The sequence below is a fragment of the Streptomyces sp. NPDC056222 genome, assembly GCF_042264065.1.
GTDB lineage: Bacteria > Actinomycetota > Actinomycetes > Streptomycetales > Streptomycetaceae > Streptomyces.
Map to the genome: position 1 here is coordinate 74,544 of NZ_JBHJTL010000002.1, position 24,359 is coordinate 98,902.

Sequence of the window (24,359 nt, forward strand, 5' to 3'; positions counted from 1 at the left end):
CAGGGTCGCACGATGGCGTCATGGAGAACATGAACATCGACCGGGAGACCCTGCGTGAGCTGGCCGACGCGGGCAACGAGTCGGCTCTGGACCGGCTGGCCGATCTCGCGGACGAAGCGGGAGACCTGGACGAACTGAGCGAGCTGCTGGACGAGGGTTCCCAGCGTGCGGGGCTCCTGCTCACCCGGCGAGCGGCCGCCGCCCGCGACCTGCGGGAGCTGCAGCGGATCACCGACGCCGGGTACGACGAGGCCGGGAGCGAGCTGGACCGGCTCCTGAAGGGGCACCGTCAAGAACCTTGAGGTGTCCTTTGGGACGCGAGCGGCGCCGACACCCCACGACAGCGCACACGGAACGCCGCGACCATCCGGGCCTCCAGCGACGCCGGTACGGCTCCAGGCACGGGGGTGACCAGGAACCGCCCCCGGCAGCGGCCGTGGGCGACAGGCCGGAACTCGATCCCCTCGTCGGGCCGGCCTTGCCGCTCCAGATCCCAGATCCCGCCCTCGACAAGCAACGTTCCGTCCCACGCGGCCCTCGCTCACGCGGCCCTGACACGGTTCCCTCGCGTCAGGACCGCGTGAAGACTTCGGACGTGCGCGCCTGCTCAAAGGCACACCGGCCTACAGTCGCGTCATGAGCCGATCCGACGGACGTCTGCCCGTCGACCGCCACGTGCGCCGCATGTCGGTGGCGCTCGCCGCCGCGGCCGTGCTCGTCAGCGCTCTCGGGGCCGTCGGTGAGAGCATGTGGGCGCTCGGGGCAGGGGCCTGGCTGCTGATCGCGGCCATTCTCCTGGACCCCGTGTACCGGCCCTGAGGCCCGCGCGCCGGCCAGTAGGTCCGCGGCCCGCGCGACCACCCGGCGGCTGCAGGTCGGCTCTCCCCCTTCAGGCATCCTCGGCCTCAACGTGATCGGCCACTGCAGACGCCGGCCCGTTCCGCGCGTCGGCCTGGGCAGGCCATGAACCCGTTTGTGACAGACCCAAGTTGATGGTCGGCGGAGAGGGGTGGTCCGGTCAGCCAGTACGAACAGCCGTGGACAGGTCCCGGAATTTTGGCTGGCCCAGATTCGCTCCGCCGCCCGTGTCGATGGGCGTCTGCCGCCACACCTCGCTCATGTGCACGACGGGCCGCACCTCTTGGGGTTCGCGGTCCGGCTGGCTGACGGCTAACGCGGCGAGCACGTGCCCGCGTTCGTGGGCGCCGAGCTGGGGTCGTGGGACGCGGGTGCGACAGCTCACTGGAGGGCATGAAATCCACTCAGCCGCAACCTTCCGGAAGTCATGTTTTTCTTCGACTCGCAAATTCACCAGAGGGCACAGAATTCTTCAGTCTGCAAATCCGAATGAGGGCATATTCCTCGTTCAGCCGCAACAGCATTGACAAGAAATTCCAAGGTTGACGGCGTCGCGGAGTTTACTTATGGTCCAGTCGTTCAACTTCCCGCCGATCGAGATCCGAAGGTGTTCATGACCGCGCCTCCAACGTTGCCGAAGCCCAGGCAGCAGATGATTCTTGCCGTTCTTATGATGTGTTCGCTGCTGATTTGGCTAGAAAATACCGTCCTGAGTACTACGCTGGAGACCCTTGCAGACCCGGTCCGCGGACTGGGGGCCAATCCCGGTCAGCTGCAATGGGCGACCGGTTCGTACACTCTGGCCTTCGCCACATTGATGTTCACTGCAGGCGCATTGGGCGATCGGTTCGGTCACCGGACTGTGTTTTCCGTTGGGTTGGTAATCTTCGCCGGGTCCTCACTGTGGGCGGCGTACGCAAGCGATGTGGGCCAGCTGATTGCAGCTCGAGCTGCTATGGGGGTGGGCAGCGCGCTGATCACGCCCGCCATGATGGCCATCCTCATGTGGACCTTTACCGGCCCCGCGCGGGCTGCCGCGATCGGTATTTTCTCGACATCGGCAGGTGTCGGAATGGCTACCGGACCGGTGCTGGCCGGGTTCCTGCTCGATCATTTCTGGTGGGGCTCGGTATTTCTCATCAATGTCCCGGTCGCGGCATTGACGTTGGTCGGGCTCGCCGTGCTGGTTCCGAATTTCCGCAGCCCCGCTCTGCGACCTTTGGACCCCGCTGGAATGCTGTTGTCGATCAGCGGGCTCGTGGCGTTGGCCTACGGGCTGATCCGGGCTGGGCAGGTAGCTGAGTGGAGTCGTACCGACGTCTGGGCTCCGATCGTTGCCGGTCTGGTCCTGCTGACAGTTTTCGTACTCGTCGAATTACGTGTCAAGGTGCCCAGCTTTGATCCGCGACTGCTCGCGCAACGCACATTCGGTGGCGGCAACATGGCGCTCGGATTGCTGCTCTTCGGCGTGGCCGCCATCACCTTCTACAACGCGTTCTATCTGCAAGGCGCGCTCGGATTTTCACCGATGAAGGCAGGTTTGGCCAATATCCCGACCGCATTCGGCGCGCTCGCGGCGGCGCCCCTTGCCTCGCGCCTGGTTCGCCGAATGTCGCTGCGCCTTGTCACCGTGCCGGCCCTGACCGTGGCTGCGCTGACCATGGGCGGGTACGGGTTCCTCGGACTCCACACTCCACTCGTCTGGATCGAGATCCTGTTGTTGATGCAGGGCCTCTCGATCGGCATGGTGATCGGCCCCGTTACGGCCGCACTGCTCAGCAACCTGCCGCTGGAACAGGCCGGTGCAGGATCGGCCGTCACCAACACCGTGCGACAAACCGGCAGTGTGATCGGAATCGCAGTAGGCGGCACGATCATGTCGATCACGTACCGACGTGCGATCGAACCTTCGCTGGAGGGGGCACCCGGTCCGGTGCAGGATCAGGCGCGAGTGTCCGCCGAACAGGCCCGCCACGTCGCCACCGCCATCCACCGGCCCACTCTTGCTCAGGCTGCTGATGATGCGTTCATCCACGCCATGCACGTCGGCGCTGGCTGGATCGCGGTCATCGCACTCCTCGGAGCAGCTGTGCTGTTGATTACCTTGCCCCCTGTCGAAAGAAAAAGGGCCCGATACCGGAGCCGGAGGCACGGGCCACATCCGCCACACCCGAGTCCGCAGCATGAGGCGGTTCACCGGGAGGCCGAGTGGCGACCGAACCCGCTGACTAATACTCCAGCCGTAGATCGCGATCTTGCTGTTCAGGGGCGGTGCGAAGACGGGTACGGCCACCGTCAGGGCCCCTCCCCCCGGCAGAGGTCTCAGGCCGACGACACCAGCTCCTCCAGCTTGTTGAGACTCTGAGTCCAGCCCTCCTCGTGAAGAGCTTGGCGCCCCTCAGTGGCGAAGTCACCCTGGCTGATGACCAACTCGGCCCGTGCACCGCCGATATCGCGAAGCGACAGCGTCACCACCGTCTCCCGATCCTCGGGATCGGGATCCTCCCATCGGAACGTGTAGGACAGGCGTTCCAGAGGGTCGACCTCAACGAATTCCCCCACCAGGTAGAACAGATCGCCCTCCGGAGGCTGCATGGCGATCCGATACCTACCACCTGGCCGAAGGTCGCTTTCCACACTTGGGATGGTGAACCCGTCAGGGCCCCACCACTTGGCCAGTTCCTGCGGTTCGGTCAACGCTCGGAATACGACCGAGCGCGGTGCGCGGAGGACACGCTGCAGATGCAGCCTCAGCCCGCCATCGTGTGTCATCGCGAACCTCCTCCAACCGAAGGCGCCGAGATTGACCAGCATGCTCATCGTAAGTATCCCAGCCGTAGACCGCGATCTAGCTGGCCAGGGGCGGTGTGAGGACAGGTGCGGCCACCGGTGATCATCGCGTGCTGTGTGGACAAACGAAGATCAAGAGCTGGCCGCGGGCCAAAGCGTAGACCTGGCTCGCTGGCGGGACATGTTCGATGCCCTTATGGGCCGGATCGCGGGCCGTTTCACGCGGACCGAGCCCCGACGCCGGGCGCGGTCGCTCGTTGTGGGACTGCTGTCCGGCCTGCCGCGGAAGAACTGCTGGACCATCGCCGAGCATGCCGGGCACGCCACTGTGGCCAGCAGAGGGTGCTCATTCTAGGAGTTGTCCGGCCGATTATGTGCGGAGCGAGATGACGAGGACTGCGGCAGTCGCGCGCTTCCGAGGAAGACGTAGCCGCGCTTCCCATAGCAGCCCGCTGAGCCACCGACGATCCGGCCCCGCCCTTCGTGTACCGGTGCGCCAAGAAGACTTCGTCGATCGGCCACGAGGCTACGAGGCTACGAGGCTACGAGGCTACGAGTGATTGTTGGCATCTCCCCAGGTCGGAGGCATTACCGTGTGCCAACCAGCGCTCGTGGCCACAAGGCGTCAGCGTCGGACGCGGGGCATTCCCAGGCCGATCCAGGAGATGATCTCGCGCTGGATCTCGTTGTTGCCGCCGCCGAAGGTGAAGATGACGGCGGAGCGGTAGCCGCGTTCGAGTTCGCCGTGGAGGACCGTGCCGGCGGAGCCTTCCTTGAGGGCGCCGGCCGCGCCGACGATCTCCATGAGCCAGGCGTAGGCGTCGCGGCGGGCCTCGGAGCCGTAGACCTTGACCGCGGAGGCGTCCTGGGGGGTGAGGGTGCCCTGCTGGACGGCGTTCACCATCTGCCAGTTGAGGAGCTTCATCGCGTCGAGCCTGGTGTGCGTACGGGCGAGGCTGCGGCGCACCCAGCCGAGGTCGATCACGCGGCGGCCGTCGGCGAGCTTGGTGTCCGAGGCCCACCGCTGGACGTCGTGCAGGGCTCGGATCGCCATCGTGCCGTGGGCCGCGAGGGTCACGCGCTCGTGGTTGAGCTGGTTGGTGATCAGCCGCCAGCCCTTGTTCTCCTCGCCGACGCGGTGGGAGACGGGGACGCGGACGTTCTCGTAGTAGCTCGCGGTGGTGTCGTGCGAGGCGAGGGTGTTGATGAGCGTGCAGGAGTAGCCGGGGTCGCTCGTCGGGACGAGCAGCATCGTGATGCCCTTGTGGGCGGGGGCGTCGGGGTCCGTGCGGACGGCGAGCCAGACCCAGTCGGCGGTGTCGCCGTTGGTCGTCCAGATCTTCTGCCCGTTCACGACGTACTCGTCGCCGTCCCTGACCGCGCGGGTCTTGAGGGCGGCGAGGTCGGTGCCCGCGTCGGGCTCGCTGTAGCCGATGGCGAAGTCGATCTCGCCGGACAGGATCTTCGGCAGGAAGTACGCCTTCTGCTCGTCGGTGCCGAACTGCATGATCGTGGGACCGACGGTGTTCAGGGCCATCAGCGGCAGCGGGACGCCCGCCTGGGCGGCCTCGTCGAAGAAGATGAATTGCTCCATCGGGCTCAGTCCCCGCCCGCCGTACTCGGTGGGCCACCCCACCCCGAGCCAGCCGTCGGTGCCGAGCCTGCGCACGGTCTCGCGGTAGAACCGCTTCTGGGCGGCGGGGTCGGCATACCGGGCGTGGACGTCCTCGGGGACGAGCTCGGCGAAGTACGCGCGCAGTTCCGCGCGCAGGCGGTGCTGGGCGGGCGTGTACTCGAGGTGCATGGGGGCCTCCCGTGGCAGCGTCCTTCGTACCGTGCGCGCGACGGCGGCCACGGTAGAACGTGTTCCACAAATGGGGAAGCCCCATGACAGGCACGGACCGCGAGCACGGACCGCCCCGGCCCGGCCGAGCGGCCGGACCGAGGCGGTGATGGCGCGGGGCCGGGGTCCGGTGGGTTCGAGTTCGTTCCCTGAACCCGTGGGACCACGGCCTGCCTGCGCGGTTCAGGGCAGGAGCTCGTCCAGGGAAGCGCGTCCCTTCTCCGCCATTCGGCGCTCCGCCCACGCGAGGCTCTTCGGATTCACGTCACGACCTGAGGCGAGGACCAGGTCCTCCGCCGTGTATTCGCCCTCCGACCCGGCATGCAAGAGGCGGTCGGGCGTCGGGCTCTCCCCCGGAGATGTCTTGTCGGACTCAGCGTTCATGCCGCCTCCTACTAGTTCTTCCGGCACTGGCCATTCTCGTGTCCGGCTCCCGGTCCCGCATCCGGGCCGGACCGGGCGCGGCCGCCGTGTCGGTTCCGTATCGGCGGCGTGTCGGCGGCGTGTCGGCGGGAACGGCGAGGGTGGACGGCCGAGCCACGACACACAGGAGCCCTCGATGCCGCAGCCCCAGTCATTTCCCCTCCGCCGAATCCGGGTCGCCGCCGTCCGGCGGGTCACCCCGCGCATGATCAGGGTCACCTTCGGTGGCGAGGACCTCTCAGGACTCCTGCTCGCCGGGCCCGACCAGCAGGTGAAGCTGTACTTTCCCCGGCCGTACGGCCGGTCCGAGCCCGTGCTGCCCGCTCCGGACCCGGACGGTGACGTGATGCGCTGGTACGCGGCGTACGGCGGCATTCCGGAGGCCGAGCGTCCGTGGATGCGGAGCTACACCCTCCGGTCCCACGATCCGGCCGAGGCCACGGTGGACATCGACTTCTTCGTCCACGGCGAGGCCGCCGAGGCCGGCGAAGGCGGCCCGTACGGGCCCGCGACACGCTGGGCGCTGGGCGCGCGGCCCGGCGACACGCTGGGGATGTTCGGGCCCTCGGCGTACTTCGCGAAGCCGGTCGTCCTCGGGGCGGCGGAGTGGACACTGCTCGTCGCCGACGGGTGCTCCCTCCCGGCGCTCGCCACCATCGTCGAGGCGCTGCCGCCGGGCCACCGCGCCCTCGCCTTCGTCCAGGTCCCCGACGCGGCGGAGGAGCAACCGCTGGAGACGGCCGGCGAACTGACCGTGCACTGGCTGCACGGGAACGCGTCGGTCGTGGACGCCGTGCGGGAGTCCGCGCTCCCGTCCGGCGCACCGTACGCGTGGCTCGGCAGCGAGGCCGGGGCCGTACGGGCTCTACGGCGACACCTGGTCGAGGACCGCGGGTACGACCGCCGCGCGGTCGACTTCGCCGGCTACTGGCGCCGCCGCCTCACCCAGGACGACGCGCCCACGCCGGAGGACCTGGCGGAGGCCCGGGAGCGGTTGGAGGAGGCGGGTGGAGGCACCGGGGCCTGAGGCACTGGCCGCTCGGCGGCTCGTGCGCGGGCTTCGGCCCTGGCGCGGGAGGCCTCGCACCGATCACCGATTCTTCAGGTCCCCGTGCGGGGGGCTTCAGCCCTGACCGGGGACAGCTCGCACCGATTCCTCAGGCCCCCGTACGAGGTCCGCCGCCTCCCTCACCGTCAAGGTGCCGCCCTCCTCGTAGCTGCGTGTGTACGCCTCCGGGGTCAGGGCCGCCCGGAGCGCCCGTTCCGCCTGTTCCCGTACCGACGCCTCGGTCTGTCCCGTGAACGGGCGGAAGCCGGCGCCTCCGGCGTCTGCTCGGTGCGTGTCGTACGCGCCCAGGAGCCGGGCGCCGTCCTCGGCATCGCGCCCCGAGTCCCGCCCCGCCCTCGCCCAGGCCGCCGTCACGAACTGGCAGACGACCAGGTACGGCGCCACGAGGTACGCGAGGGTCTCGACGTCCCGAACGGCACCGGCCAGGTGCGCCACGGCCTCGTCGTACGCCCCGTCGAGGCAGTCCAGCCAGCCGCGCAGTCCGCCCGTCAGACCGGCGAACAGGTCGGGCGCGTTGCCTGGGAACTCACCCTCGATGCGATGGAGTTGCTCCCGCGCCAGAGCCGTGCGCCCGGTGTGCGCGTAGTGCTGGGCGAGCAGCAGCCGGGCCGTGCCGACGGGCTCGCCGGTCGGTGCGCCGGTCTCCTCGGCGGCTTCGACCAGCAGGCGTTCGGCCTCCTTCCGTGCCGTCGCGTCGGTGGCCGGAAGGCGTAGCCGTACGGCGGCGAGGCGGGCCGTGAAGACCGGGACCTGAGAGCGGGCACCGAGGCGGGCCGAGGCCTGCGCGGCGCGCTCGAAGTCGACGGCTGCCTCGGAGAGACGGCCTGCCCGTTCGTACGCCTCTCCCCGCGCGCAGAGGGACTCGGCGACGGCCCATGGGTCCCGCTCCTGCTCGAAGAGCGCGAGCGCCCGCTCGGCGTCGTCGAGGCGGTCGCCGAGGAGCTTGGCCCGCAGGAGGATGGCGAGGGCGAGATCCCAGCGGGCGCCGTGGGCGCGGCAGGCGGAGACGACGGCCGCCAGTGTGTCGTCGAGGCTGTGGAACTCGCCGGTCATCAGGCGGGCGAAGTACCACATCAAGCCGGGCTGGCGACAGTTCTGCGGCATGCCGGGGTGGTACGCGGAGACGATGGCGGCCAGCCGGGCGCGGGTCTCGGGCCGCTCCATGGCCGTCGCGCCATCACCGCCTTCCGCCGCGAGGACCAGCATTCGGCAGCCACGCCGGGCCTCCCACAGCTGCTCCTCGCTCCACGGCGGCGGCGTGTCGGTGCATGGCGCTGCCGATGGCACGGCGCGCCGAACGGGCGACTCGAACGGGTCGGGGCCGAGGGCGGCCGCCGCCAGGGACCATGCGCGGGCGTCGGCCTGCCGGGCCCGGAGCTGCCAGAACCAGCTCATGGACAGGACGAGGCAGAGCGCCTCCTGCTCCTCGCCGCGGTCGACGGCGGTCCGCAGTGCCGCCGTCACGTTGTCGTGCTCGCTCTCGAAACGACGCAGCCACATGTCCTGTTCGGGCCCCCGGAGCGCGGCTTCTCCGGCGCGGGCGAGTTCCCGGTAGTGGACGAGGTGACGTCGCTCGGCCGCGGCGCGGTCCCCGCTCTCGTCGAGACGTTCGGCGGCGTACTCGGCGACGGTCTCGAGGAGGCTGTAGCGCATGGCCGCGTCGTGGTCGGCCGGGGCGGGAACGGCGACGACGAGCGACTTGTCGACAAGCGAGCCGAGGAGGCCGAGGACGTGAGCGGCCGGCACGGCCACGGTCACGTGCCCACCTGCACCGGCCACAGCTGCCCCGTCCCGGCCCGCACCGGCCCCATCCGCGCCGTCGCCGCCCGGACCGGCCACAGCCGGTCCCTCCCGACCTGCACCGTCGCTCTCGACAGCCGTCGCGCAGACCGCTTCCGCCGCCGCCAGGTCGCAGCCACCCGAGAAGACCGACAGTCGACGCAGAACGGTCCGTTCGCTCCCGTCCAGAAGGTCCCAGGACCAGTCCACCACCGCGCGCAGCGTCTGCTGCCTGGGCAGCACCGTCCGGGCCCCGGTGGTCAGCAACGGGAAGCGGTCGTCGAGCCGGTCCGCGATCTGACGCGGGGCGAGCAGCCTCAGGCGCGCCGCCGCCAGCTCGATCGCCAGCGGCAGACCGTCGAGGCGGCGGCAGATCTCCGCGCACGCCTCGGGGTCGTCCACCGGGTCGAAGCCGGCCCGCGCGGCCGCCCCGCGCTCCGCCAGCAGACGCAGCGCGCCGTCCGGCGGCAGCGGCTCCACCAGGCGTACGAACTCTCCCGGCACCCCCAGCGGCTCACGGCTGGTGGCGAGCACGGTGACACCCGGACAGCGGACGAGCAGCCGCTCCACCAGCTCCGCCGCCGCGCCCACCACGTGCTCGCAGTTGTCGAGGACCAGTAGCAGACGGCGCGAGGCGCAGTGCTCCACGAGCCGGGTGAGCGTGTCCCGCGCGCTCGGCTCGACGACCGTGGCCCCGCTCCACAGCTGCGTCTCCCGGGCGCCGAGCGCGGTGAGTACGGCGGAGGGAACGTCGGACTCCGAGCGTACGGAGGCGAGTTCGGCGACACGCACGCCTTCCTGCCGGCGCGGCGCGCCGCGTTCGGCGGCCTCCAGAGCCAGCCGCGTCTTGCCGACCCCGCCGGTGCCGAGCAGGGTGACGAGACGCTGCTCCCCCAACTCGGCGACGAGGGAGTCCAATTCGGTCTCGCGCCCGACGAAGGACGTGAGCCGTGCGGGGACGTGGGGGCGTTCCGGCGCGGGGGTGTCACCCGCCAGCAACTCGGCGTGCAGTTCCCTCAGTTCAGGCCCTGGATCCGCGCCGAGGCGGTTCGCGAGGACGGCGCGGACCTCGGCGTACGCCTGCAGCGCCTCGGCGGGCCGGCCCGCTGCCCGCAGGGCCCGGATGCGGAGGGCCTGGAGCGGCTCGTCCAGCGGCTGCTCGGCGGCCAGGGCCGCGAGCGGGGCGAGCGCGGTCGCCGCCTGCCCCAGGGCCACGTCGGCGGCGAGGCGGTCCTGGTGGGCCTGCGCGTGGCGTCGGTCGGTCCGTACGACGACAGGGTCAGCGTCCCGGCCCGGGAGGTCGGCGAGGGCGGGCCCGCTCCACAGCCCGAGCGCGTCGTCGAGGAGCCGGGCCGCTCGTGCCGGGTCCCCCGCCGCGAGTGCGCCGGACCCCTCGGTGGCCAGCCGCTCGAACACATGGAGGTCGATGTCCTCGGGGCCGGCGGCGAGCCGGTACCCGCCGGCCGTGGAGGCGACGGCCTCCCTGCCGAGCGCCCGCCGCAGCCGCCCGACCAGAGCCTGCAGGGCCGCGGTGGGCTCCTCGGGCGGCTCGTCCTCCCAGATCAGGTCGATCAGCTCGGCCACTCCGACCTCGCGCCCGCCGGTGGCGGCCAGGGCGGCCAGCAGGGCCCGGAGCCGGGCGCCGCTGAGCGCGACCGGGCCGCCGTCGGCCCGGAGGGCACGGCTCGGGCCGAGGACGCGATAGCGGAGGATCACCGGCCCATTCTCCCCCGGTCGGTCACAACTCCAGTACGCCGCGTGTCGCCGCCATGGCGTTGAGGGGGTGCGGGTTCGACAATGGTGACGATGACCGATGACGACCGGGGCACGCACACTGGCGAGATCGGGCCCACCGAGCGGCTCGCCATGAATCGGACCGGCAGCTTCGACTGGGACCTCGACACGGGCACCATCGACGTCGACGAGGCCGGGCTGCTGGTCTTCGGGCTGGAATCGGGCGGGTTCGACGGGCGCCCGACCTCGCTGATCCAACGGCTCGACCCTGAGGAGCGGGCTCGGCTCGACACGGTGATCCACCAGGCGATCACCAGTGGCGAGACCTCGTACTCAGCGCACTTCCGGACGGAGGACGAGGACGGTACACCCCAGTGGACGCATGTCCAGGCACGAATTCTGCGGACGCCCGACGGCATGGCCCACCGGATCGTCGGGATCGTCCGGGACACCACCACCGAGGTCGCGCACTCCGAGATCGTCCTGGAGCTGGAGAAGCGCCGCGAGGTGCAGACCAGCATCGTCGAGCGGACCACGCACGCGCTGTCGCGGGCCGTGACGGTCGACGACGTGACGGCCGCGATGACGGGCCCGGGCGGGCTCGCCCGGCTCGGCGCGGACGGTCTCGCGCTCGGTCTGGTGGAGAACGGCTCGCTGAACATCATCGCGCTGAGCGGCGAGTCCCTGGACGCCCTGAACGACTTCCGTTCGCGCCGCCTGGACCGGGGCCTGCCGCTCGCCGAGACGGTGCTGAGGGGGCGGCCCCGGTTCGTGCCCGCGTTCACCTCGCTCGGCCGGGACTTCCCGGAACTCGCTCCGTACATCGATCGGCTGAGGTTCAAGTCCGCCTGCTATCTGCCTCTGGTCGCGCAGGCCCGCTCGCTCGGCGGTATGGCGCTGTTCTACCGACGCCGTTCGTCCTTCAACGCCGACGAACGCAACCTGCTGCTCGGCCTCGCCGCGATCGTCGCGCAGTCCCTCCAGCGCGCCCTCCTCTTCGACGAGGAGCGTGAGCTCGCCACCGGGCTGCAGGAGACGATGCTTCCCCGCCGGATTCCGGCGATCTCCGGCGGCGAGATCGCGGTGCGGTACCACGCGGCGTGGAGCGGGCGGCAGGTAGGCGGTGACTGGTACGACGTGATCCCGCTACCCCGCGGCCGCGTCGGGGTCGTGGTCGGCGACGTCCAGGGCCACGACACCCACGCGGCCGCGATCATGGGGCAGTTGAGGATCGCGCTCAGGGCGTACGCGGGTGAGGGCCACGCGCCCTCGACCGTGCTGGCCCGGGCCTCGCGCTTCCTCGCCGAGCTCGACACGAACCGCTTCGCGACCTGCACCTACGCCCAGGTGGACCTGGGCACGGGCGCGGTGCGCGCGGTGCGCGCCGGGCATCTGGGGCCGCTGATCCGGCACACCGACGGCCGGGTCGGGCAGCCGAAGCTCCGCGGCGGGCTTCCGCTCGGCCTGGCGACCGTGTTCGGGGACGAGGAGTTCCCGGAGACGCGGCTCGACCTGGTTCCGGGCGAGACGCTGGTACTCTGCACGGACGGCCTGGTCGAACAGCCGGGCTCGGACATCGAGTCCGGCCTGGAGGCGCTGTCGGCGGCGATGAGCAGTGGTCCGCCGCAGGCGGAGGCGCTCGCGGACCATCTGTCGGAACAGCTGTGGGAGCGGTGGGGCGCGGGTGACGACGTGGCACTGCTGGTGCTGCGGCGCAGTCCCGACCCGGGGACGCCACGGGCGCCGCGCATCCATCAGTACATCCACCAGGCTGATCCGCAGGGGCTCTCGGACGCACGGGCGGCGGTGGGTCAGGCGCTACGGGACTGGAGCATGCCCGAACTCGCAGACGATGCGGAGCTGTTGACGGGCGAGCTGCTGGTGAACGTACTGCTGCACACCGAGGGCGGCGCGGTGCTCACGCTGGAGGTGCTGCCGGAGCCGGTGCGGCGGGTACGGCTCTCGGTGCAGGACCGTTCGAGTGCGTGGCCCCGTCGGCGTACACCGGGCGAGGCGGCGACCTCGGGGCGCGGGCTGCTGCTCCTGGACGCGCTGGCGTCGCGGTGGGGTGTGGAGCCACGCGGCGAGGGCAAGGCCGTGTGGTGCGAGATCGGCCCGACGCAGGTGCCGGCCGCGGCTGCCGAGTCAACGAGCCGAGGGTGAGGTGCGGCGATGGATCCCGTGGCGGCGCTGGACCGGATCGCCTTCCTGCTCGAACGGTCCCAGGCACCGACGTACCGGGTCAGGGCGTTCCGTACCGCCTCCGCGGCGGTCGCGGCGATGGCGGACGGCGAGGCGCAGCGGCGGGCGACGGCCGGCACGCTCGAGTCGGTCAAGGGCATCGGGCCGAAGACGGCGGCGGTGATCCGGGAGGCGATCGAGGGCCGGGTTCCGGAGTATCTGGAGCGCCTGGAGGCCGAGATCCCCGTGCCGGAGGTCAGCGGCGGGGAGACGCTGCGGGCGGCGTTGCGCGGGGACTGCCATCTGCACTCCGAGTGGTCGGACGGCGGGAGCACGATCGAGGACATGGGCCGCACGGCGGCGCGGATCGGCCACGAGTGGGCGGTCCTGACGGACCACTCACCGAGCCTGAAGGTCGCGCGCGGGCTTTCGCCGGATCGGCTGCGTGAGCAACTGGACGTGGTGGCACGGCTGAACGAGGAGTGGGCGCCGTTCCGGCTGCTGACCGGAATCGAGTGCGACATCCTGGAGGACGGTTCGCTGGACCAGGAGCCGGAGCTGCTCGACCGGCTGGACGTCGTGGTCGGCTCGGTGCACTCGAAGCTGCGGATGGAAGCGCCGGCGATGACACGGCGGATGGAGAAGGCGGTCCGCAACCCCCTGATGGACGTCCTCGGACACTGCACGGGGCGGCTCGTGAGCGGGGGGCGGCTGCGGCCGGAGTCGACCTTCGACGCGGACCGGGTGTTCGCGGCGTGCGTCGAGTCCGGGACGGCGGTGGAGATCAACAGCCGCCCGGAGCGGCTCGATCCGCCGCGGCGGCTGCTGCAGCAGGCGGTGGAGGCCGGGGTGTGGTTCGCCGTGGACACGGACGCGCACGCGCCGGGGCAGCTGGAGTGGCAGATCTTCGGTTGCGCGCGGGCTGAGGAGTGCGGGGTGCCGGTGGAGCGGGTGATCAACGCGTGGTCGGCGGAGGAGCTGCTGCGCTGGACGCAGGAGCGATAGCGCAATCTGTGCCGCCAGCTATGGCGGTTTCCGAATCGACGGCAGATCAGGCGCGCTGCCAGACCGTCGTCGCATTGCAGAACTCACGGATGCCGTGGCCGGAGAGTTCACGGCCGTAGCCGGACCGCTTCACGCCCCCGAACGGGAGCGCCGGATGGGACGCGGTCATGCCGTTGACGAAGACGCCGCCGGCCTCCAAGTCCCGTACGAAGAAGGCGATGTCCTCGTCGTTGCGGGTCCAGACGTTCGAACTGAGGCCGAAGGGCGAGTCGTTGGCGACGGCCACGGCCTCCTCGATGTCGGACACCGGGTAGAGGGTGGCGACCGGGCCGAACGCCTCTTCCTGGTGGATGCGCATCTGGGGGGTGATGCCGGTGAGCACGGTGACCTTGTAGAACCAGCCGCGGGACCGGTTCTCGGGGCGGCCTCCGCCGCACAGGACGGTCGCGCCCTTCTGTACGGCGTCGTCGACCAGCTCCTCGAGGTCGGCACGGCCCTGCTCGGTGGCGAGGGGGCCGACGTCGGTGGATTCGTCGAGGGGGTCTCCGACGGTCAGCGCGTTCATGGCGGCGGTGAACCGTTCGGCGAAGTCGTCGTAGACGTCGTTGTGGATGATGAAGCGCTTGGCCGCGATGCAGGACTGCCCGTTGTTCTGGACGCGTGCCGTGACGGCGGTCTTGACGGCCCGTGGGAGATCGGCGGAGGGCATGACGATGTACGGGTCGCTGCCGCCGAGCTCCAGGACCGTCTTCTTGACCTCGTCGCCCGCGATGGAGGCGACCGAGCGCCCGGCGGGCTCGCTGCCGGTGAGCGTGGCGGCGACGATCCGGCTGTCGCGCAGCACGGCCTCGACGGCCGAGGAGCCGATGAGGAGGGTCTGGAAACAGCCTTCGGGGAATCCGGCACGGCGGAAGAGATCGCCGAGGTAGAGGGCGGTCCTGGGCACGTTGGAGGCGTGCTTGAGGAGCCCGGTGTTGCCGGCCATGAGGGCGGGCGCGGCGAACCGGACGACCTGCCAGAGCGGGAAGTTCCAGGGCATGACGGCGAGGATGGGGCCGAGAGGGCGGTAGTGGACGCGGGCGGTGTCGGCCCCGGAGTCGTGGACGTCGGCCTGGGCGGGCTGCTCGTCGGCGAGCAGGGCCTCGGCATGATCGGCGTACCAGCGCATGGCCTTGGCGCACTTGGCGGCCTCGGCACGGGCGGCGATGATCGGCTTGCCCATCTCGGTGGTCATCGTGTGGGCGATGTCCTCGGCGTCCTCGTCGAGGAGGTCGGCGGCCCGCCGCAGGAGGCGGGCGCGCTCGGCGAAGGAGGTGTTGCGGTACTGCCGGAAGGTCTCGTGCGCGGCGGCGATCCGCCGCTCGACCTCGTCGTGCCCGTGGGCGTCGTAGGTCCGCAGCGTCTCACCGGTCGCGGGGTTCACTGTGGCGATACCCATGTCATCTCCTCTACGCATCCGCCCCACAGGCACCCTCCCGCGCCCTCCCCATGCCCGCAATCGGGGAGGGGGCGCGGGAGTGACGTGGCCTCGGGCGGCCGGCGGGGGTGGGGGTGGGGGGCCGATGGCTTCGGCGACGTGGCCGGGGCCGGGAGCGCGGAAGCCCGATGCGGGGGGGGTGAACCCGGACGCGGGCCCGAGGGCACGGGCGGGTCGCCGGGGGCGGGATGCGCGCCGGAGCCGACCGGCGGCTGCGAGCGCCCGGCCAGGGGCGGACCCGGCGGCGGGACGAGGCGGCGGTTTCAGGAGGCCCGACACCGGCGGTCGCCGGAGGCGGGATGCCCGCGGACCCGACCGACGCCTTCGAGCACCCGGCCAAGGGCGGACCCGGCGGCGGCGCGAAGCGGCGGCTTCAGGGGCCAGCACGGGCGGTCGCTGGAGGCGGGGCCCCGCGAAGCCGACCGGCGGCTTCGAGTGCCCGGCCGGGGGCGGGAGGCGGCCTCGGCCGGGCAGCCGGGCGCCGCAGGGTTTCCGGCCTCCCGGTGGGCGGTGGCGCCCGAGGCGGGGCCTCGAGCGGCTCACCCCCTCGCCGCGGGGCGGAGCCGCGGTCTCGTCAGAGTTTCGGGGAGGGGTGGGGTGGGGGAGATTCCCCGGCCGCGACCCAGCGGAGCGCCCCCGTCAGGTGCGCCCTGAACGTGGCGTCCCGGTAGGCCGACTCCGCGTGGCCCAGCGCCGTGAAGAAGACCCGGCCCCCGGCCGCCTCGCGGCACCACACCAAAGGGTGGTCCGAGCCGAGCGTCCCGCCCCGGTATGTCGACTCGTCCGCGCGGGCCAGCACGCGCACCCCGGTCCCCCGCGGGTTCGACGTGAAGTTGTACCACTCGTCCGTCCACTCCCACCGCCCCGGCAGCGGCGCCGTCCCCGGGTGGTCGTGGGCGTCCACGCACACCACGCCCGGCTGCATCTCCGGGTGGCCGTCGAAGCGGGTGCCGAGGAGGTCCCCGTAGAAGGGCCAGTCGGGCTCCGCGTTGGCCGCCGCGTGGATCGCGAGGAAGCCCCCGCCCCCACGGACGTACGCCTCGAAGGCAGCCCGTCCCGGCGGCGTCAGGACCGTGCCGGTCGTCGACAGGAAGACCACCGCCGCGCACCGCCCCAGCCTCTCGGCCGTGATATCCGCCGGATCCTCGGTCGTCCCGGCCGCGAACCCCATCGCCCCCGCGAGCTCCACGAGCGCCGCCGCTCCCGCCGGAATCGAGTCGTGGCGGAAGCCCGCGGTGCGGGTGTAGATCAGGACGTCCGGCTTCGGCACGAGTCAGCTCCCTGCGAGTAAGCGCTTTCTCCGCGCGACCGTAGCCATCCTCCGCTTGCTCCCGCAAGACCGTTCCGCTCGATCCATTGGCGCATCGGATACATCTCTGTATCTTTTGGCGGGCACCAGGTCCCGCCCGCCGTGAGGAGCACCCATGAGCACTCTCCCGCCCGCCCTGACCGCCGCCGTAGGCCCCATGCCCGAGGGCGTCACCATCCCCCTGCCGCCCACCTTCGACACCGTCGAGGAGGAACGTCAGTACCGCAAGGAGCAACTCGCCGCCGGCTTCCGCCTCTTCGGGAAGTTCGGGTTCTCCGAGGGCGTCGCCGGGCACATCACCGTCCGCGACCCCGAGAACCCGCACGCCTTCTGGGTCAACCCGTTCGGGATGAGCTTCAGTCAGATCAAGGCCTCCGACCTGATCCTCGTGGACCAGGACGGCACCCTGCTCTCCGGCAACCGTCCCGTGAACCGGGCCGCGTTCGTCATCCACTCGCAGGTCCACGCCGCCCGCCCCGACGCGGTCGCCGCCGCGCACTCGCACTCGCTGCACGGCAAGGCGTTCTCCAGCCTCGGCATCCCCCTGGATCCGATCACCCAGGACGCCTGCGCCTTCTTCGAGGACCATGGCATCTACGACGACTACCGGGGCGTGGTCAACGAACTCGACGAGGGCGAGCGCGTCGCGAAGGCGCTCGGAGAACACAAGGCGGTCATTCTCAAGAACCACGGGCTGCTCACGGTCGGACACTCCGTGGCCGAGGCCGTCTGGTGGTTCATCACCATGGAACGCTCCTGCCAGGCCCAGCTGTTGGCGATGGCCGCGGGCACACCGCAGCTCATCGACCGCGAGACGGCACTGATCACCCGCGGGCAGGTCGGCACCCACCTCGCCGGCTGGTTCCAGGCCCGCCCGCTGTGGGATCAGATCACCGCGTCGGACCCGGATCTGTTCGACTGACCGACACCTCCGGCGCGTCTTCCCGCGCCATCTCCCGCCCGTCCCCCGGCGTGATCTCACGCGTCGACGCCGCCAACAGCGGTACGAGGAACTCCCGTTCGAGGCTGCCGGGCGGGAGCTCCGCGGGTTCGACGTAGCTCTGCGCGAGTCCGCCCTCTCGCAGGGCGATCAGCATCCGGGCGAACCGGTCGGCGTCCACGGTGAGTTCCCGTCCCGCGCGGCGCAGTACGGACGTCAGCCCGCGGGCGATCTCGGCCCGCAGCCGGGCGTCGTGCCGGGCGAGCACCCACGCCGCCTGCGGGTCGCGGATGGCGTGCAGGGTGAACTCGGTGGTGACGAGGTACCAGTCCCGCTCGTCCGGCTCCACACGGGAGGCCAGCTCGGCCAGCCTCTCCAGCGTGTACTCCTCGGCGGTCAACGCGTCGATCGCCTCCGCCAGTCGGCGCACGGTCCGCTCACTGTGCTCGTCGAAGAGCGCGAGGAACAGCTCTTCCTTGCTGGCGAAGTTGGAGTAGTAGGCGCCTCGTGTGTAGCCGGCCCGCTCACAGATCTGCTCGATGGAGGTGGCGTGGAAACCGTGCTCCGCGAAGGTCTCCAGAGCGGCCTTCAGCAGGGCGGCCCGGGTCCGGGGCCGACGCTTGGTGACACCTTTCGGCACGGGTGGCCCTCCTTCGTCCACGATCGGGGCACCCCTCGTCCACGACCGGGCGACCACGATACCGGCGTCTCTCGCAGGCACGGATCCGCCCCGGAAGATAAAATTCACGCATGGGAGAGCGGCCCGTCGCGCCTGCCGCACCCGAGCTCGTCCTCGAGATCAATGGGGACGCGACCGTGATGAGTCCGAGCCGGGTCTACCGCATCGGGCGCGACCCCACCAGCGATATCGTCCTCGTGGACGACCGGACGTCCTGGCACCACGCGGTCCTGCGGGCCGTCGCGGGGCACTGGACGCTCGAGGACGAGGGCAGCACGAACGGCACCTACGCGGACAGCCACCGTGTCGCGGTGCGCGAGGTCGGCCCGGGTACGGTCATACGGTTCGGGCATCCCGGGGACGGCCCCTGCGCCGTACTCTCCGGAACCGCACCACCGGCCGTACGCGAGCCCGGCACCGAACCCACGTCCGTCCGTGCCCCCGGCGCCGAACCGACGGTCGTGCACGACTCCGGCACCGAGCCCACGCCCGTACACGAACCCGGCGCCGAACCGCCCGCCCTGCACGGGACCGGCACCGAACCGCCCGCCCCGCACGGGACCGGCACCGAACCGCCCGCCCCGCACGGGACCGGCACCGAACCGCCCGCCCCGCACGGGACCGGCACCGAACCCACGGCCGTACAGGAACCCGGCACCGAACCGGCGCCACCGCACGAAGCCGACTCCGCGGCGACGCAGCTGCACCGGCCCATACCCCCGGCCCCCGCGCCTTCCGCGCCGGCGCCCGCCCCGACACCACCGCCGGAGCCCGCGCCTTCCGCGCCCGCCCCGACACCACCGCACGAGCCCGGCCCGTCCACCCCGGCGCCACCGCCCGTACCGGCCCCCGAGCCGCCGAAGCCCGCGCCGCCCCCCGTACCGACCCCGGAACCGCCCGCCCCCGCGCCGCCGCGGACCCCGCCGCGGCCCTCCTCCGTGTCCCATCCGGCCGCCACCGGCACCTTCCGGCAGCCCACCTCGGTGAGGCCGCTGCCCACCAGGACCGTGCGCATCGGCCGGGGTCCCGACAACGATCTGGTCGTCGACGACCTCGTGGTCTCGAGGCGCCATGCCGAACTGCTGGCCAAGCCGGACGGCACGTACTGGATCCACGACCTCGGCAGTCACAACGGCACCTTCCTCAACGGCCATCCCGTGGACAGCGCCCGTGTGACCCCGGACGACATCGTCGGCATCGGCCACTCCGCGTTCTGCCTCATCGGTGGGCAGCTCGTCGAGTACACCGACACCGGCGAGGTCTCGCTCGACGTGCAGGATCTGGCGGTCACCGTCGACCGCGGCCGGAAGACCCTCCTCGAAGACGTCTCCTTCCCCGTCGGGCAGAAGTGTCTCCTCGCCGTCGTCGGGCCGTCCGGCGCCGGCAAGTCCACCCTGCTCGGCGCGCTCACCGGCCAGCGCCCCGCCGACCGTGGCACGGTGCTGTACGACGGGCGGGACCTCTACCGGGACTACGCGGAGCTGCGCCAGCGCATCGGGCTCGTCCCGCAGGACGACATCCTGCACCTCCAGCTCACCGTAAGGCGGGCCCTCGGATACGCCGCCGAGCTGCGCTTCCCCGAGGACACCGCGGCGGACGAGCGCCGGGCCCGGGTCGACGAGGTCATCGGTGAACTCGGCCTCGGCGAACGGGCGGAACAGCCCATCCACAGTCTCTCCGGCGGTCAGCGCAAGCGGGTCAGCGTGGCCCTGGAGCTGCTCACGAAGCCGTCGCTGCTCTTCCTGGACGAGCCGACCTCGGGCCTCGACCCGGGGATGGACCGCTCGGTGATGCACATGCTGCGCGGGCTCGCCGACGACGGCCGTACGGTCATCGTCGTCACGCACAGTGTGCTGAGTCTGGACGTCTGCGACCGGCTGCTCGTGCTCGCGCCCGGCGGCCGGGTGGCGTACTACGGGCCGCCGGACGACACACTGGAGTTCTTCGGGTTCGAGCAGTGGCCGGAGGCGTTCGAGGCCTTCGAGAAGGAGCGCGGCCGCGACTGGGCGGGCCAGTACCGCTCCTCCCGCTTCCACCGGCGGTACATCGCCGACGCGATGGACCGGACGAGCCTGCCGAGTTCCGGTGCGGCACCGGAGATCGGAGCGCCGCCCAAGGCGCAGAGCTGGGGCTCCCAGCTCCGTACGCTGGTGCGCCGCTATGTCGCCGCCCTGGCCGCCGACCGGATGTTCCTGGCCATCATGATCGCCCTGCCGTTCGTGATGGGTGCGATGGCCCGGGCCCTTTCGGAGGGCAGCCTCAACCCCGAGTCGACGCTGAACGTCCTGCTCATCCTCTGTGTCGGCGGCGTTCTGACGGGTGCCGCCAACGCGGTGCGCGAGCTGGTGAAGGAACGCACGATCTACCGACGGGAGAGAGCCGTCGGCCTGTCACGCTCCGCGTATCTCATGTCGAAGGTCGTGGTGCTCGGTCTGATCACGGTCGTCCAGGCGGTGGTCCTGACCCTGGTCGCGCTGATCGGCGTGCCCCTGAACGTGCCGGACGGCAAAGGCGTGCTCCTCCCGCCGCTCGTGGAACTCACGCTCGCGGTCGCGCTGCTGTCCTTCACGGCGATGATGCTCGGTCTGTTCGTCTCCGCCCTGGTGCGCAAGGAGGAGATGACCATGCCGTTGCTCGTCCTCCTCGCCATCGTCCAGGTGGTGTTCTGCGGGGCGCTGCTGAAGGTCACCGGGACACCGGTCCTCGAACAGCTGGCGTGGCTGGTGCCGTCGCGGTGGGCGTTCGCGGCGATGGGCGCGACCATCGACATCGGGACGACCGCGCCGAGCGACAAGACGACAGATCCGCTCATGGACCACACCCTGGAAGCCTGGCTGTTCGACATGGGGATGCTGGTCGTGCTCTGTCTCGTCCTCGGCTTCGTCGTCGCGCGGCTGTTGCGGCGGCAAGAGCCGGTGATCATGCGCAAGTGAGCAGAGAGGCAGGCGGTTCATGGGTGTCCCGGCCACTCCCCCGGTGCCGGAGTACGTACCGGACTTCCGGCCGACGCATGTCGTGCCGCGCGACGGGCTGCCCGCCTGGGAGGCCCCCGATCCGGGGCTGCCCACCGTGCCGCTCGACGCGTTCCTGCCCGTGGAGCTCCTGCAGCGGGTCGGCGACTGGGGGCAGATCCTCTGCTCGAACGGCTGGGCCGCCTGGGTCGACGCCCGGCTGCTCGTCTCCGTGCCCGTGGACCCGCCGGAGGCCCGTAAGCCGCTCGCCAGGACCGCCGACCCACGCCCTCTGATCGCCCGGGCGGAGGAGTCGCTGGGTCGCTTCCGGCGGGCCTCGGAGGAGTTGGCGGCGGGCCGGGCGGACCGGGACACCTTCCGGCGGCGCACGTTCGGGCTGCGGGTCGGGATGGTGGTCGACGGCGAGTCGCTGTGGCTGTACGACGGGGAGCACGAGCGCTGGGTGTACTGCGACGGGACCGGGCTCAGTACGTACGCCGCCTCGTCCGCGCCGTCCACGGCGGCTGCCGTGCCCACGGGCGAGGAGACCGGCGCCGATCACCAGCCGACGCGCGTGGTGCCGCAGCTCGATGAGAGCGACGAAGGCGAGCAAGGCACGGCGGAGGACCACCGGAGGCCGCCGGCCGGTCCGCCGCCCACCCAGGCCATGGACGCGTCGAACCCGCCGGGTGAGGAGGACGGCCGGAAGCCGCCGGCCGGTCCGCATCCGCCCACTCAAGTCGTGGACGCGTCGAACCTGCCGGATGAGAAGGACCGCCGGAAGCCGCCGGCCGGTCGGCCACCGCCCACCCGGGTCGTGGACGCGTCGAACCTGCCGGGTGAGGACTGATGACCGACGCGTCCCGGGACATGGATCTCCCCGTCGGCCGGGATTCCGGGCTCGTCGGCAAGCACATCGCGAGCTACGTGGTGGATGCCGAGATCGGGCGCGGCGGGATGGCGGTCGTCTACCGGGCGCGCGATCTGCGCCTCGACCGGATGGTGGCCCTGAAGCTCCTCGCCCCCGAACTGGCCCGCAACGACACCTTCCGCAAGCGGTTCGCGCACGAGTCGCGGGTGGCTGCGGCGATCGACCATCCGCACATCGTGCCGGTCTTCGAGGCGGGCGAGACGGAGGGGGTGCTGTACATCGCGATGCGGTACGTCGCCGGGCAGGACCTGCGGGCGCTCCTGGACCGCGAGGGCGCGCTGCCGCCGGAGAAGGCGGGGCGGATCGCCGTCCAGGTGGCGTCCGCGCTCGACGCGGCGCACGCGCACGACCTGGTGCACAGGGATGTGAAGCCGGGCAACATCCTGGTCGCCGAAGGAACCGACCGCGACCATCCGGAGCATGTGTACCTCACGGACTTCGGGCTCACGAAGAAGTCGTTGTCGCTGACCGGTCTGACGACGGTGGGGCAGTTCGTGGGCACCCTCGACTACGTGGCGCCGGAGCAGATCTCGGGGAAGCCGGTGGACGGCCGGTGCGACGTGTACAGCCTGGCCTGCGTGGTCTACGAGACGCTCACCGGGGCGCCGCCGTTCCGCCGCGACGACGACATGGCGCTGCTCTGGGCGCATCAGTACGATCCGCCGCCACCGCTCTCCTCGGAGCGGCCGGAGCTGCCGGAGGCCGGGGACGAGGTGCTCGCGAAGGCGTTGGCCAAGGCACCGGAGGAACGGTACGGGACGTGTCTGGAGTTCGTCGGCGCGCTGCGGGCCGCGCTGGAGCGGGGCGGCAAGGGCCCGGGCGAGCATGGTGGAACACGCCGCCACCCGAAGCCGCCGACCCCGCCGCCCCCGCCGCCGACCTGGGCGCGGCCGGTGTTCCGTGATGCGCCCTGACCAGCAGGTGTCGGTTGCGCGTGCAGGAACCTCAGCAGCAGGTGTCGAATGTGCGTGAGCGGCAGGTGTTCGACCGTGCGTGGGTGAACGTCAGCGGGTTCGCGTGTCCTTCTGGCTCGCGTCCACTTCGCCGCGGCGATGGACCGGTTTGGCGAGCAGTCCGCCGAGGAAGCCCGCGACGAGCCCCCAGAGGACGGCGAGGCCGGCCATCTTCCAGACGGCGGGCCGCAGCACCACCTGGCCGCCCAGTGATTCGAGTTCGCCGATCCCGAGGATGGAGAGTCCGAATCGCGCCTCGACGAGCGTGACGGGGGTGATGACCAGCATGGTCAGGCCGAAGGCGATCCCCATGCGGAGGGCGTGCTGCCAGAGACGTGTGCGGGCCGACGAGCGGACGGCCGCGAGGAAGGCCACGGCCAGCACCAGGACGGCGGCGACGGGGAGCATCCACCAGGCCCGGGAGTCGTACGAGGTGAGCGAGGACAGGTCCACGGTGGAGAGGCCGGCGGTGTCGGTGCGCAGCACGGCGTCGAGGATCGGGGGCATGGGCAACCCGAACGGCCCCTCGACCGTGCCCTCCCAGGAGCCTCCGATGCCGACGCCGAGGGCGAGCCAGCTGACGTTGGGCAGGCCGAGCAGGATCACGGCCCAGGTCTCGGCGGCGTGGCCCCTGGTGGTGGCCACGACGATGCCGATGACCAGACCGACGACGACGTACGCGAGCACCAGCAGCAACATGGCGTGCGCTGCCGGCCGTACGGCCTCCTGGTGGCGGACGAGCCGGGGTGGCAGCGGGGTGCTGCGGGAGACCAGCAGCGCCATCAGCAGGACGCCGAGGATCCACAGGAGACCGAAGCCGAGGGTGGCACCGAGGTCGGTGCGGAAGCCGACGGTGGGATCGGCCGCGTCGAGGAGTTCACCGAAGAGGTCGGACACCGTGTCCTCGGTCTCGCCGCCGCCGATCGAGACGGGGAAGTCGTGCTGGGCGACGGCGGAGAGACAGGCCAGGGCGGCCAGCCACAGCACGACGGTGCGGGCGGCCCGCGCGAGGAGGTCTCGGGTCCTGGCGACGGCGTGGTGGCGGAGGGGGAGCAGGAAGCAGATACCGGTGACCAATGCGCCCACGAGGGTGACGGTGAGCGGCATGGCGGTGAGTTCGGCGTTCGTACCGGCGAGCGCGCCGGCATCGCCGGAGAGGTCGATCTGTCCGCCCGCGGCCATGACGACGACCGCGGCGACGACGTTGACGAAGCCTCCTGGCAGGTCGGCGGCGCCTGCTGCCCAGAGGCCGAGTGCGGCGACGACGGCCATCGCGAGGAAACCGGCGAGGACGGCGGCCAGGGCTTCGCCCCAGTGGCGGGCGAGTTGCCGGACGCCGGGCGCCGGTCGGGACGAGGTGGGCTGCTGACGGCTCACGCTGTCCACGCTAGTACCGGCGGGTGCCCTCCGCTTGCGGGCGGGACCGGTTCGGCGCAC

Annotated in this window: 18 protein-coding genes and 1 pseudogene; 11 read left to right on the forward strand and 8 right to left on the reverse strand. The window is 71.4% G+C overall.

Annotated features, from left to right (window positions below; genetic code table 11):
* The first annotated feature begins 20 nt into the window (after nucleotides 1-20).
* The 3 genes from ACFC0D_RS01570 to ACFC0D_RS01580 all read left to right on the forward strand — a co-directional run bounded on the left by ACFC0D_RS01570 (nucleotide 21) and on the right by ACFC0D_RS01580 (nucleotide 3,223).
* Nucleotides 21-302 (forward strand): hypothetical protein, encoded by a 282-nt coding sequence (locus tag ACFC0D_RS01570; protein WP_376430435.1) that lies wholly within the window; start codon nucleotides 21-23, stop codon nucleotides 300-302.
* Nucleotides 303-636: 334 nt separating this feature from the next.
* A complete protein-coding gene (locus ACFC0D_RS01575) occupies nucleotides 637-819 on the forward strand; it encodes a hypothetical protein (RefSeq protein WP_376430436.1) in 183 nt (60 codons plus the stop codon).
* A gap of 652 nt (nucleotides 820-1,471) precedes the next feature.
* Nucleotides 1,472-3,223: an MFS transporter gene (locus ACFC0D_RS01580; RefSeq protein WP_376430437.1), complete on the forward strand. Its 1,752-nt coding sequence runs from the start codon at nucleotides 1,472-1,474 to the stop codon at nucleotides 3,221-3,223.
* On the opposite strand, the gene ACFC0D_RS01585 is transcribed toward ACFC0D_RS01580, so the two are convergent.
* Nucleotides 3,181-3,678 carry an SRPBCC domain-containing protein gene (locus ACFC0D_RS01585; RefSeq protein WP_376430438.1) on the reverse strand — a complete coding sequence of 166 codons (498 nt, stop codon included), beginning with the start codon at nucleotides 3,676-3,678 and terminating at the stop codon, nucleotides 3,181-3,183. The two genes, ACFC0D_RS01580 and ACFC0D_RS01585, sit on opposite strands and share 43 nt — an antisense overlap.
* A 166-nt stretch (nucleotides 3,679-3,844) precedes the next feature.
* On the opposite strand from ACFC0D_RS01585, the pseudogene ACFC0D_RS01590 reads away from it, so the two are divergent.
* Nucleotides 3,845-3,976 (forward strand): annotated as a pseudogene (locus ACFC0D_RS01590) (IS701 family transposase); the annotation flags it as partial.
* Between the two features lie 297 nt (nucleotides 3,977-4,273).
* Here ACFC0D_RS01590 and ACFC0D_RS01595 read toward each other — a convergent pair.
* Complete coding sequence (locus ACFC0D_RS01595; protein ID WP_376430439.1) at nucleotides 4,274-5,452, reverse strand: acyl-CoA dehydrogenase family protein; 1,179 nt, start codon at nucleotides 5,450-5,452, stop codon at nucleotides 4,274-4,276.
* 222 nt (nucleotides 5,453-5,674) lie between these two features.
* On the reverse strand, nucleotides 5,675-5,875 hold the full coding sequence (locus ACFC0D_RS01600) for a hypothetical protein (RefSeq protein WP_147981931.1): 201 nt from the start codon (nucleotides 5,873-5,875) through the stop codon (nucleotides 5,675-5,677).
* A 175-nt stretch (nucleotides 5,876-6,050) separates the two neighbouring features.
* On the opposite strand from ACFC0D_RS01600, the gene ACFC0D_RS01605 reads away from it, so the two are divergent.
* Complete coding sequence (locus ACFC0D_RS01605) at nucleotides 6,051-6,941, forward strand: siderophore-interacting protein (RefSeq protein ID WP_376430440.1); 891 nt, start codon at nucleotides 6,051-6,053, stop codon at nucleotides 6,939-6,941.
* 96 nt (nucleotides 6,942-7,037) lie between these two features.
* Here ACFC0D_RS01605 and ACFC0D_RS01610 read toward each other — a convergent pair whose 3' ends face one another.
* Nucleotides 7,038-10,478 carry a BTAD domain-containing putative transcriptional regulator gene (locus ACFC0D_RS01610; RefSeq protein WP_376430441.1) on the reverse strand — a complete coding sequence of 1,147 codons (3,441 nt, stop codon included), beginning with the start codon at nucleotides 10,476-10,478 and terminating at the stop codon, nucleotides 7,038-7,040.
* 90 nt (nucleotides 10,479-10,568) lie between these two features.
* Between ACFC0D_RS01610 and ACFC0D_RS01615 the strand changes: the two genes are divergently transcribed.
* Nucleotides 10,569-12,659 (forward strand): SpoIIE family protein phosphatase, encoded by a 2,091-nt coding sequence (locus ACFC0D_RS01615; protein ID WP_376430442.1) that lies wholly within the window; start codon nucleotides 10,569-10,571, stop codon nucleotides 12,657-12,659.
* A gap of 9 nt (nucleotides 12,660-12,668) precedes the next feature.
* Nucleotides 12,669-13,682, forward strand: a complete 1,014-nt coding sequence (locus tag ACFC0D_RS01620; RefSeq protein ID WP_376430443.1) for a PHP domain-containing protein — start codon at nucleotides 12,669-12,671, stop codon at nucleotides 13,680-13,682.
* Nucleotides 13,683-13,728: 46 nt separating this feature from the next.
* Here the strand turns inward: ACFC0D_RS01620 and ACFC0D_RS01625 are convergent, their stop codons facing one another.
* Nucleotides 13,729-15,120 carry an NADP-dependent succinic semialdehyde dehydrogenase gene (locus ACFC0D_RS01625; RefSeq protein ID WP_376430444.1) on the reverse strand — a complete coding sequence of 464 codons (1,392 nt, stop codon included), beginning with the start codon at nucleotides 15,118-15,120 and terminating at the stop codon, nucleotides 13,729-13,731.
* Between the two features lie 613 nt (nucleotides 15,121-15,733).
* Nucleotides 15,734-16,429, reverse strand: a complete 696-nt coding sequence (locus ACFC0D_RS01630; RefSeq protein ID WP_376430445.1) for a ThuA domain-containing protein — start codon at nucleotides 16,427-16,429, stop codon at nucleotides 15,734-15,736.
* Nucleotides 16,430-16,583: 154 nt separating this feature from the next.
* Here ACFC0D_RS01630 and ACFC0D_RS01635 point away from each other — a divergent pair, with 154 nt between their 5' ends.
* Nucleotides 16,584-17,390, forward strand: coding sequence for a class II aldolase/adducin family protein (locus ACFC0D_RS01635; RefSeq protein ID WP_376430446.1), 807 nt, complete (start codon nucleotides 16,584-16,586; stop codon nucleotides 17,388-17,390).
* Here the strand turns inward: ACFC0D_RS01635 and ACFC0D_RS01640 are convergent.
* On the reverse strand, nucleotides 17,359-18,048 hold the full coding sequence (locus ACFC0D_RS01640; protein WP_376430447.1) for a TetR/AcrR family transcriptional regulator: 690 nt from the start codon (nucleotides 18,046-18,048) through the stop codon (nucleotides 17,359-17,361). The genes ACFC0D_RS01635 and ACFC0D_RS01640 overlap by 32 nt on opposite strands.
* Before the next feature lie 110 nt (nucleotides 18,049-18,158).
* Here ACFC0D_RS01640 and ACFC0D_RS01645 point away from each other — a divergent pair, with 110 nt between their 5' ends.
* Genes ACFC0D_RS01645 through ACFC0D_RS01655 form a run of 3 tightly spaced genes read left to right on the forward strand, consistent with a single transcriptional unit; the run spans nucleotide 18,159 to nucleotide 22,883 of the window.
* A complete protein-coding gene (locus ACFC0D_RS01645) occupies nucleotides 18,159-21,020 on the forward strand; it encodes an FHA domain-containing protein (RefSeq protein ID WP_376430448.1) in 2,862 nt (953 codons plus the stop codon).
* Nucleotides 21,021-21,039: 19 nt separating this feature from the next.
* Nucleotides 21,040-21,888: a hypothetical protein gene (locus tag ACFC0D_RS01650; protein WP_376430449.1), complete on the forward strand. Its 849-nt coding sequence runs from the start codon at nucleotides 21,040-21,042 to the stop codon at nucleotides 21,886-21,888.
* Nucleotides 21,888-22,883 (forward strand): serine/threonine-protein kinase, encoded by a 996-nt coding sequence (locus tag ACFC0D_RS01655; protein WP_376430450.1) that lies wholly within the window; start codon nucleotides 21,888-21,890, stop codon nucleotides 22,881-22,883. The genes ACFC0D_RS01650 and ACFC0D_RS01655 overlap by 1 nt, the downstream gene beginning before the upstream one ends.
* A 90-nt stretch (nucleotides 22,884-22,973) precedes the next feature.
* Here ACFC0D_RS01655 and ACFC0D_RS01660 read toward each other — a convergent pair whose 3' ends face one another.
* Nucleotides 22,974-24,299: a streptophobe family protein gene (locus ACFC0D_RS01660; RefSeq protein WP_376430451.1), complete on the reverse strand. Its 1,326-nt coding sequence runs from the start codon at nucleotides 24,297-24,299 to the stop codon at nucleotides 22,974-22,976.
* Between the last annotated feature and the right edge of the window lie 60 nt (nucleotides 24,300-24,359).

Coding starts and splice junctions, on each gene's coding strand:
- ACFC0D_RS01600 (WP_147981931.1), bottom strand. CDS start 5,875: ATGAACGCTGAGTCCGACAAGACATCTCCGGGGGAGAGCCCGACGCCC.
- ACFC0D_RS01575 (WP_376430436.1), top strand. CDS start 637: ATGAGCCGATCCGACGGACGTCTGCCCGTCGACCGCCACGTGCGCCGC.
- ACFC0D_RS01595 (WP_376430439.1), bottom strand. CDS start 5,452: ATGCACCTCGAGTACACGCCCGCCCAGCACCGCCTGCGCGCGGAACTG.
- ACFC0D_RS01620 (WP_376430443.1), top strand. CDS start 12,669: ATGGATCCCGTGGCGGCGCTGGACCGGATCGCCTTCCTGCTCGAACGG.
- ACFC0D_RS01585 (WP_376430438.1), bottom strand. CDS start 3,678: ATGAGCATGCTGGTCAATCTCGGCGCCTTCGGTTGGAGGAGGTTCGCG.
- ACFC0D_RS01605 (WP_376430440.1), top strand. CDS start 6,051: ATGCCGCAGCCCCAGTCATTTCCCCTCCGCCGAATCCGGGTCGCCGCC.
- ACFC0D_RS01615 (WP_376430442.1), top strand. CDS start 10,569: ATGACCGATGACGACCGGGGCACGCACACTGGCGAGATCGGGCCCACC.
- ACFC0D_RS01625 (WP_376430444.1), bottom strand. CDS start 15,120: ATGGGTATCGCCACAGTGAACCCCGCGACCGGTGAGACGCTGCGGACC.
- ACFC0D_RS01650 (WP_376430449.1), top strand. CDS start 21,040: ATGGGTGTCCCGGCCACTCCCCCGGTGCCGGAGTACGTACCGGACTTC.
- ACFC0D_RS01645 (WP_376430448.1), top strand. CDS start 18,159: ATGGGAGAGCGGCCCGTCGCGCCTGCCGCACCCGAGCTCGTCCTCGAG.
- ACFC0D_RS01580 (WP_376430437.1), top strand. CDS start 1,472: ATGACCGCGCCTCCAACGTTGCCGAAGCCCAGGCAGCAGATGATTCTT.
- ACFC0D_RS01570 (WP_376430435.1), top strand. CDS start 21: ATGGAGAACATGAACATCGACCGGGAGACCCTGCGTGAGCTGGCCGAC.
- ACFC0D_RS01635 (WP_376430446.1), top strand. CDS start 16,584: ATGAGCACTCTCCCGCCCGCCCTGACCGCCGCCGTAGGCCCCATGCCC.
- ACFC0D_RS01655 (WP_376430450.1), top strand. CDS start 21,888: ATGACCGACGCGTCCCGGGACATGGATCTCCCCGTCGGCCGGGATTCC.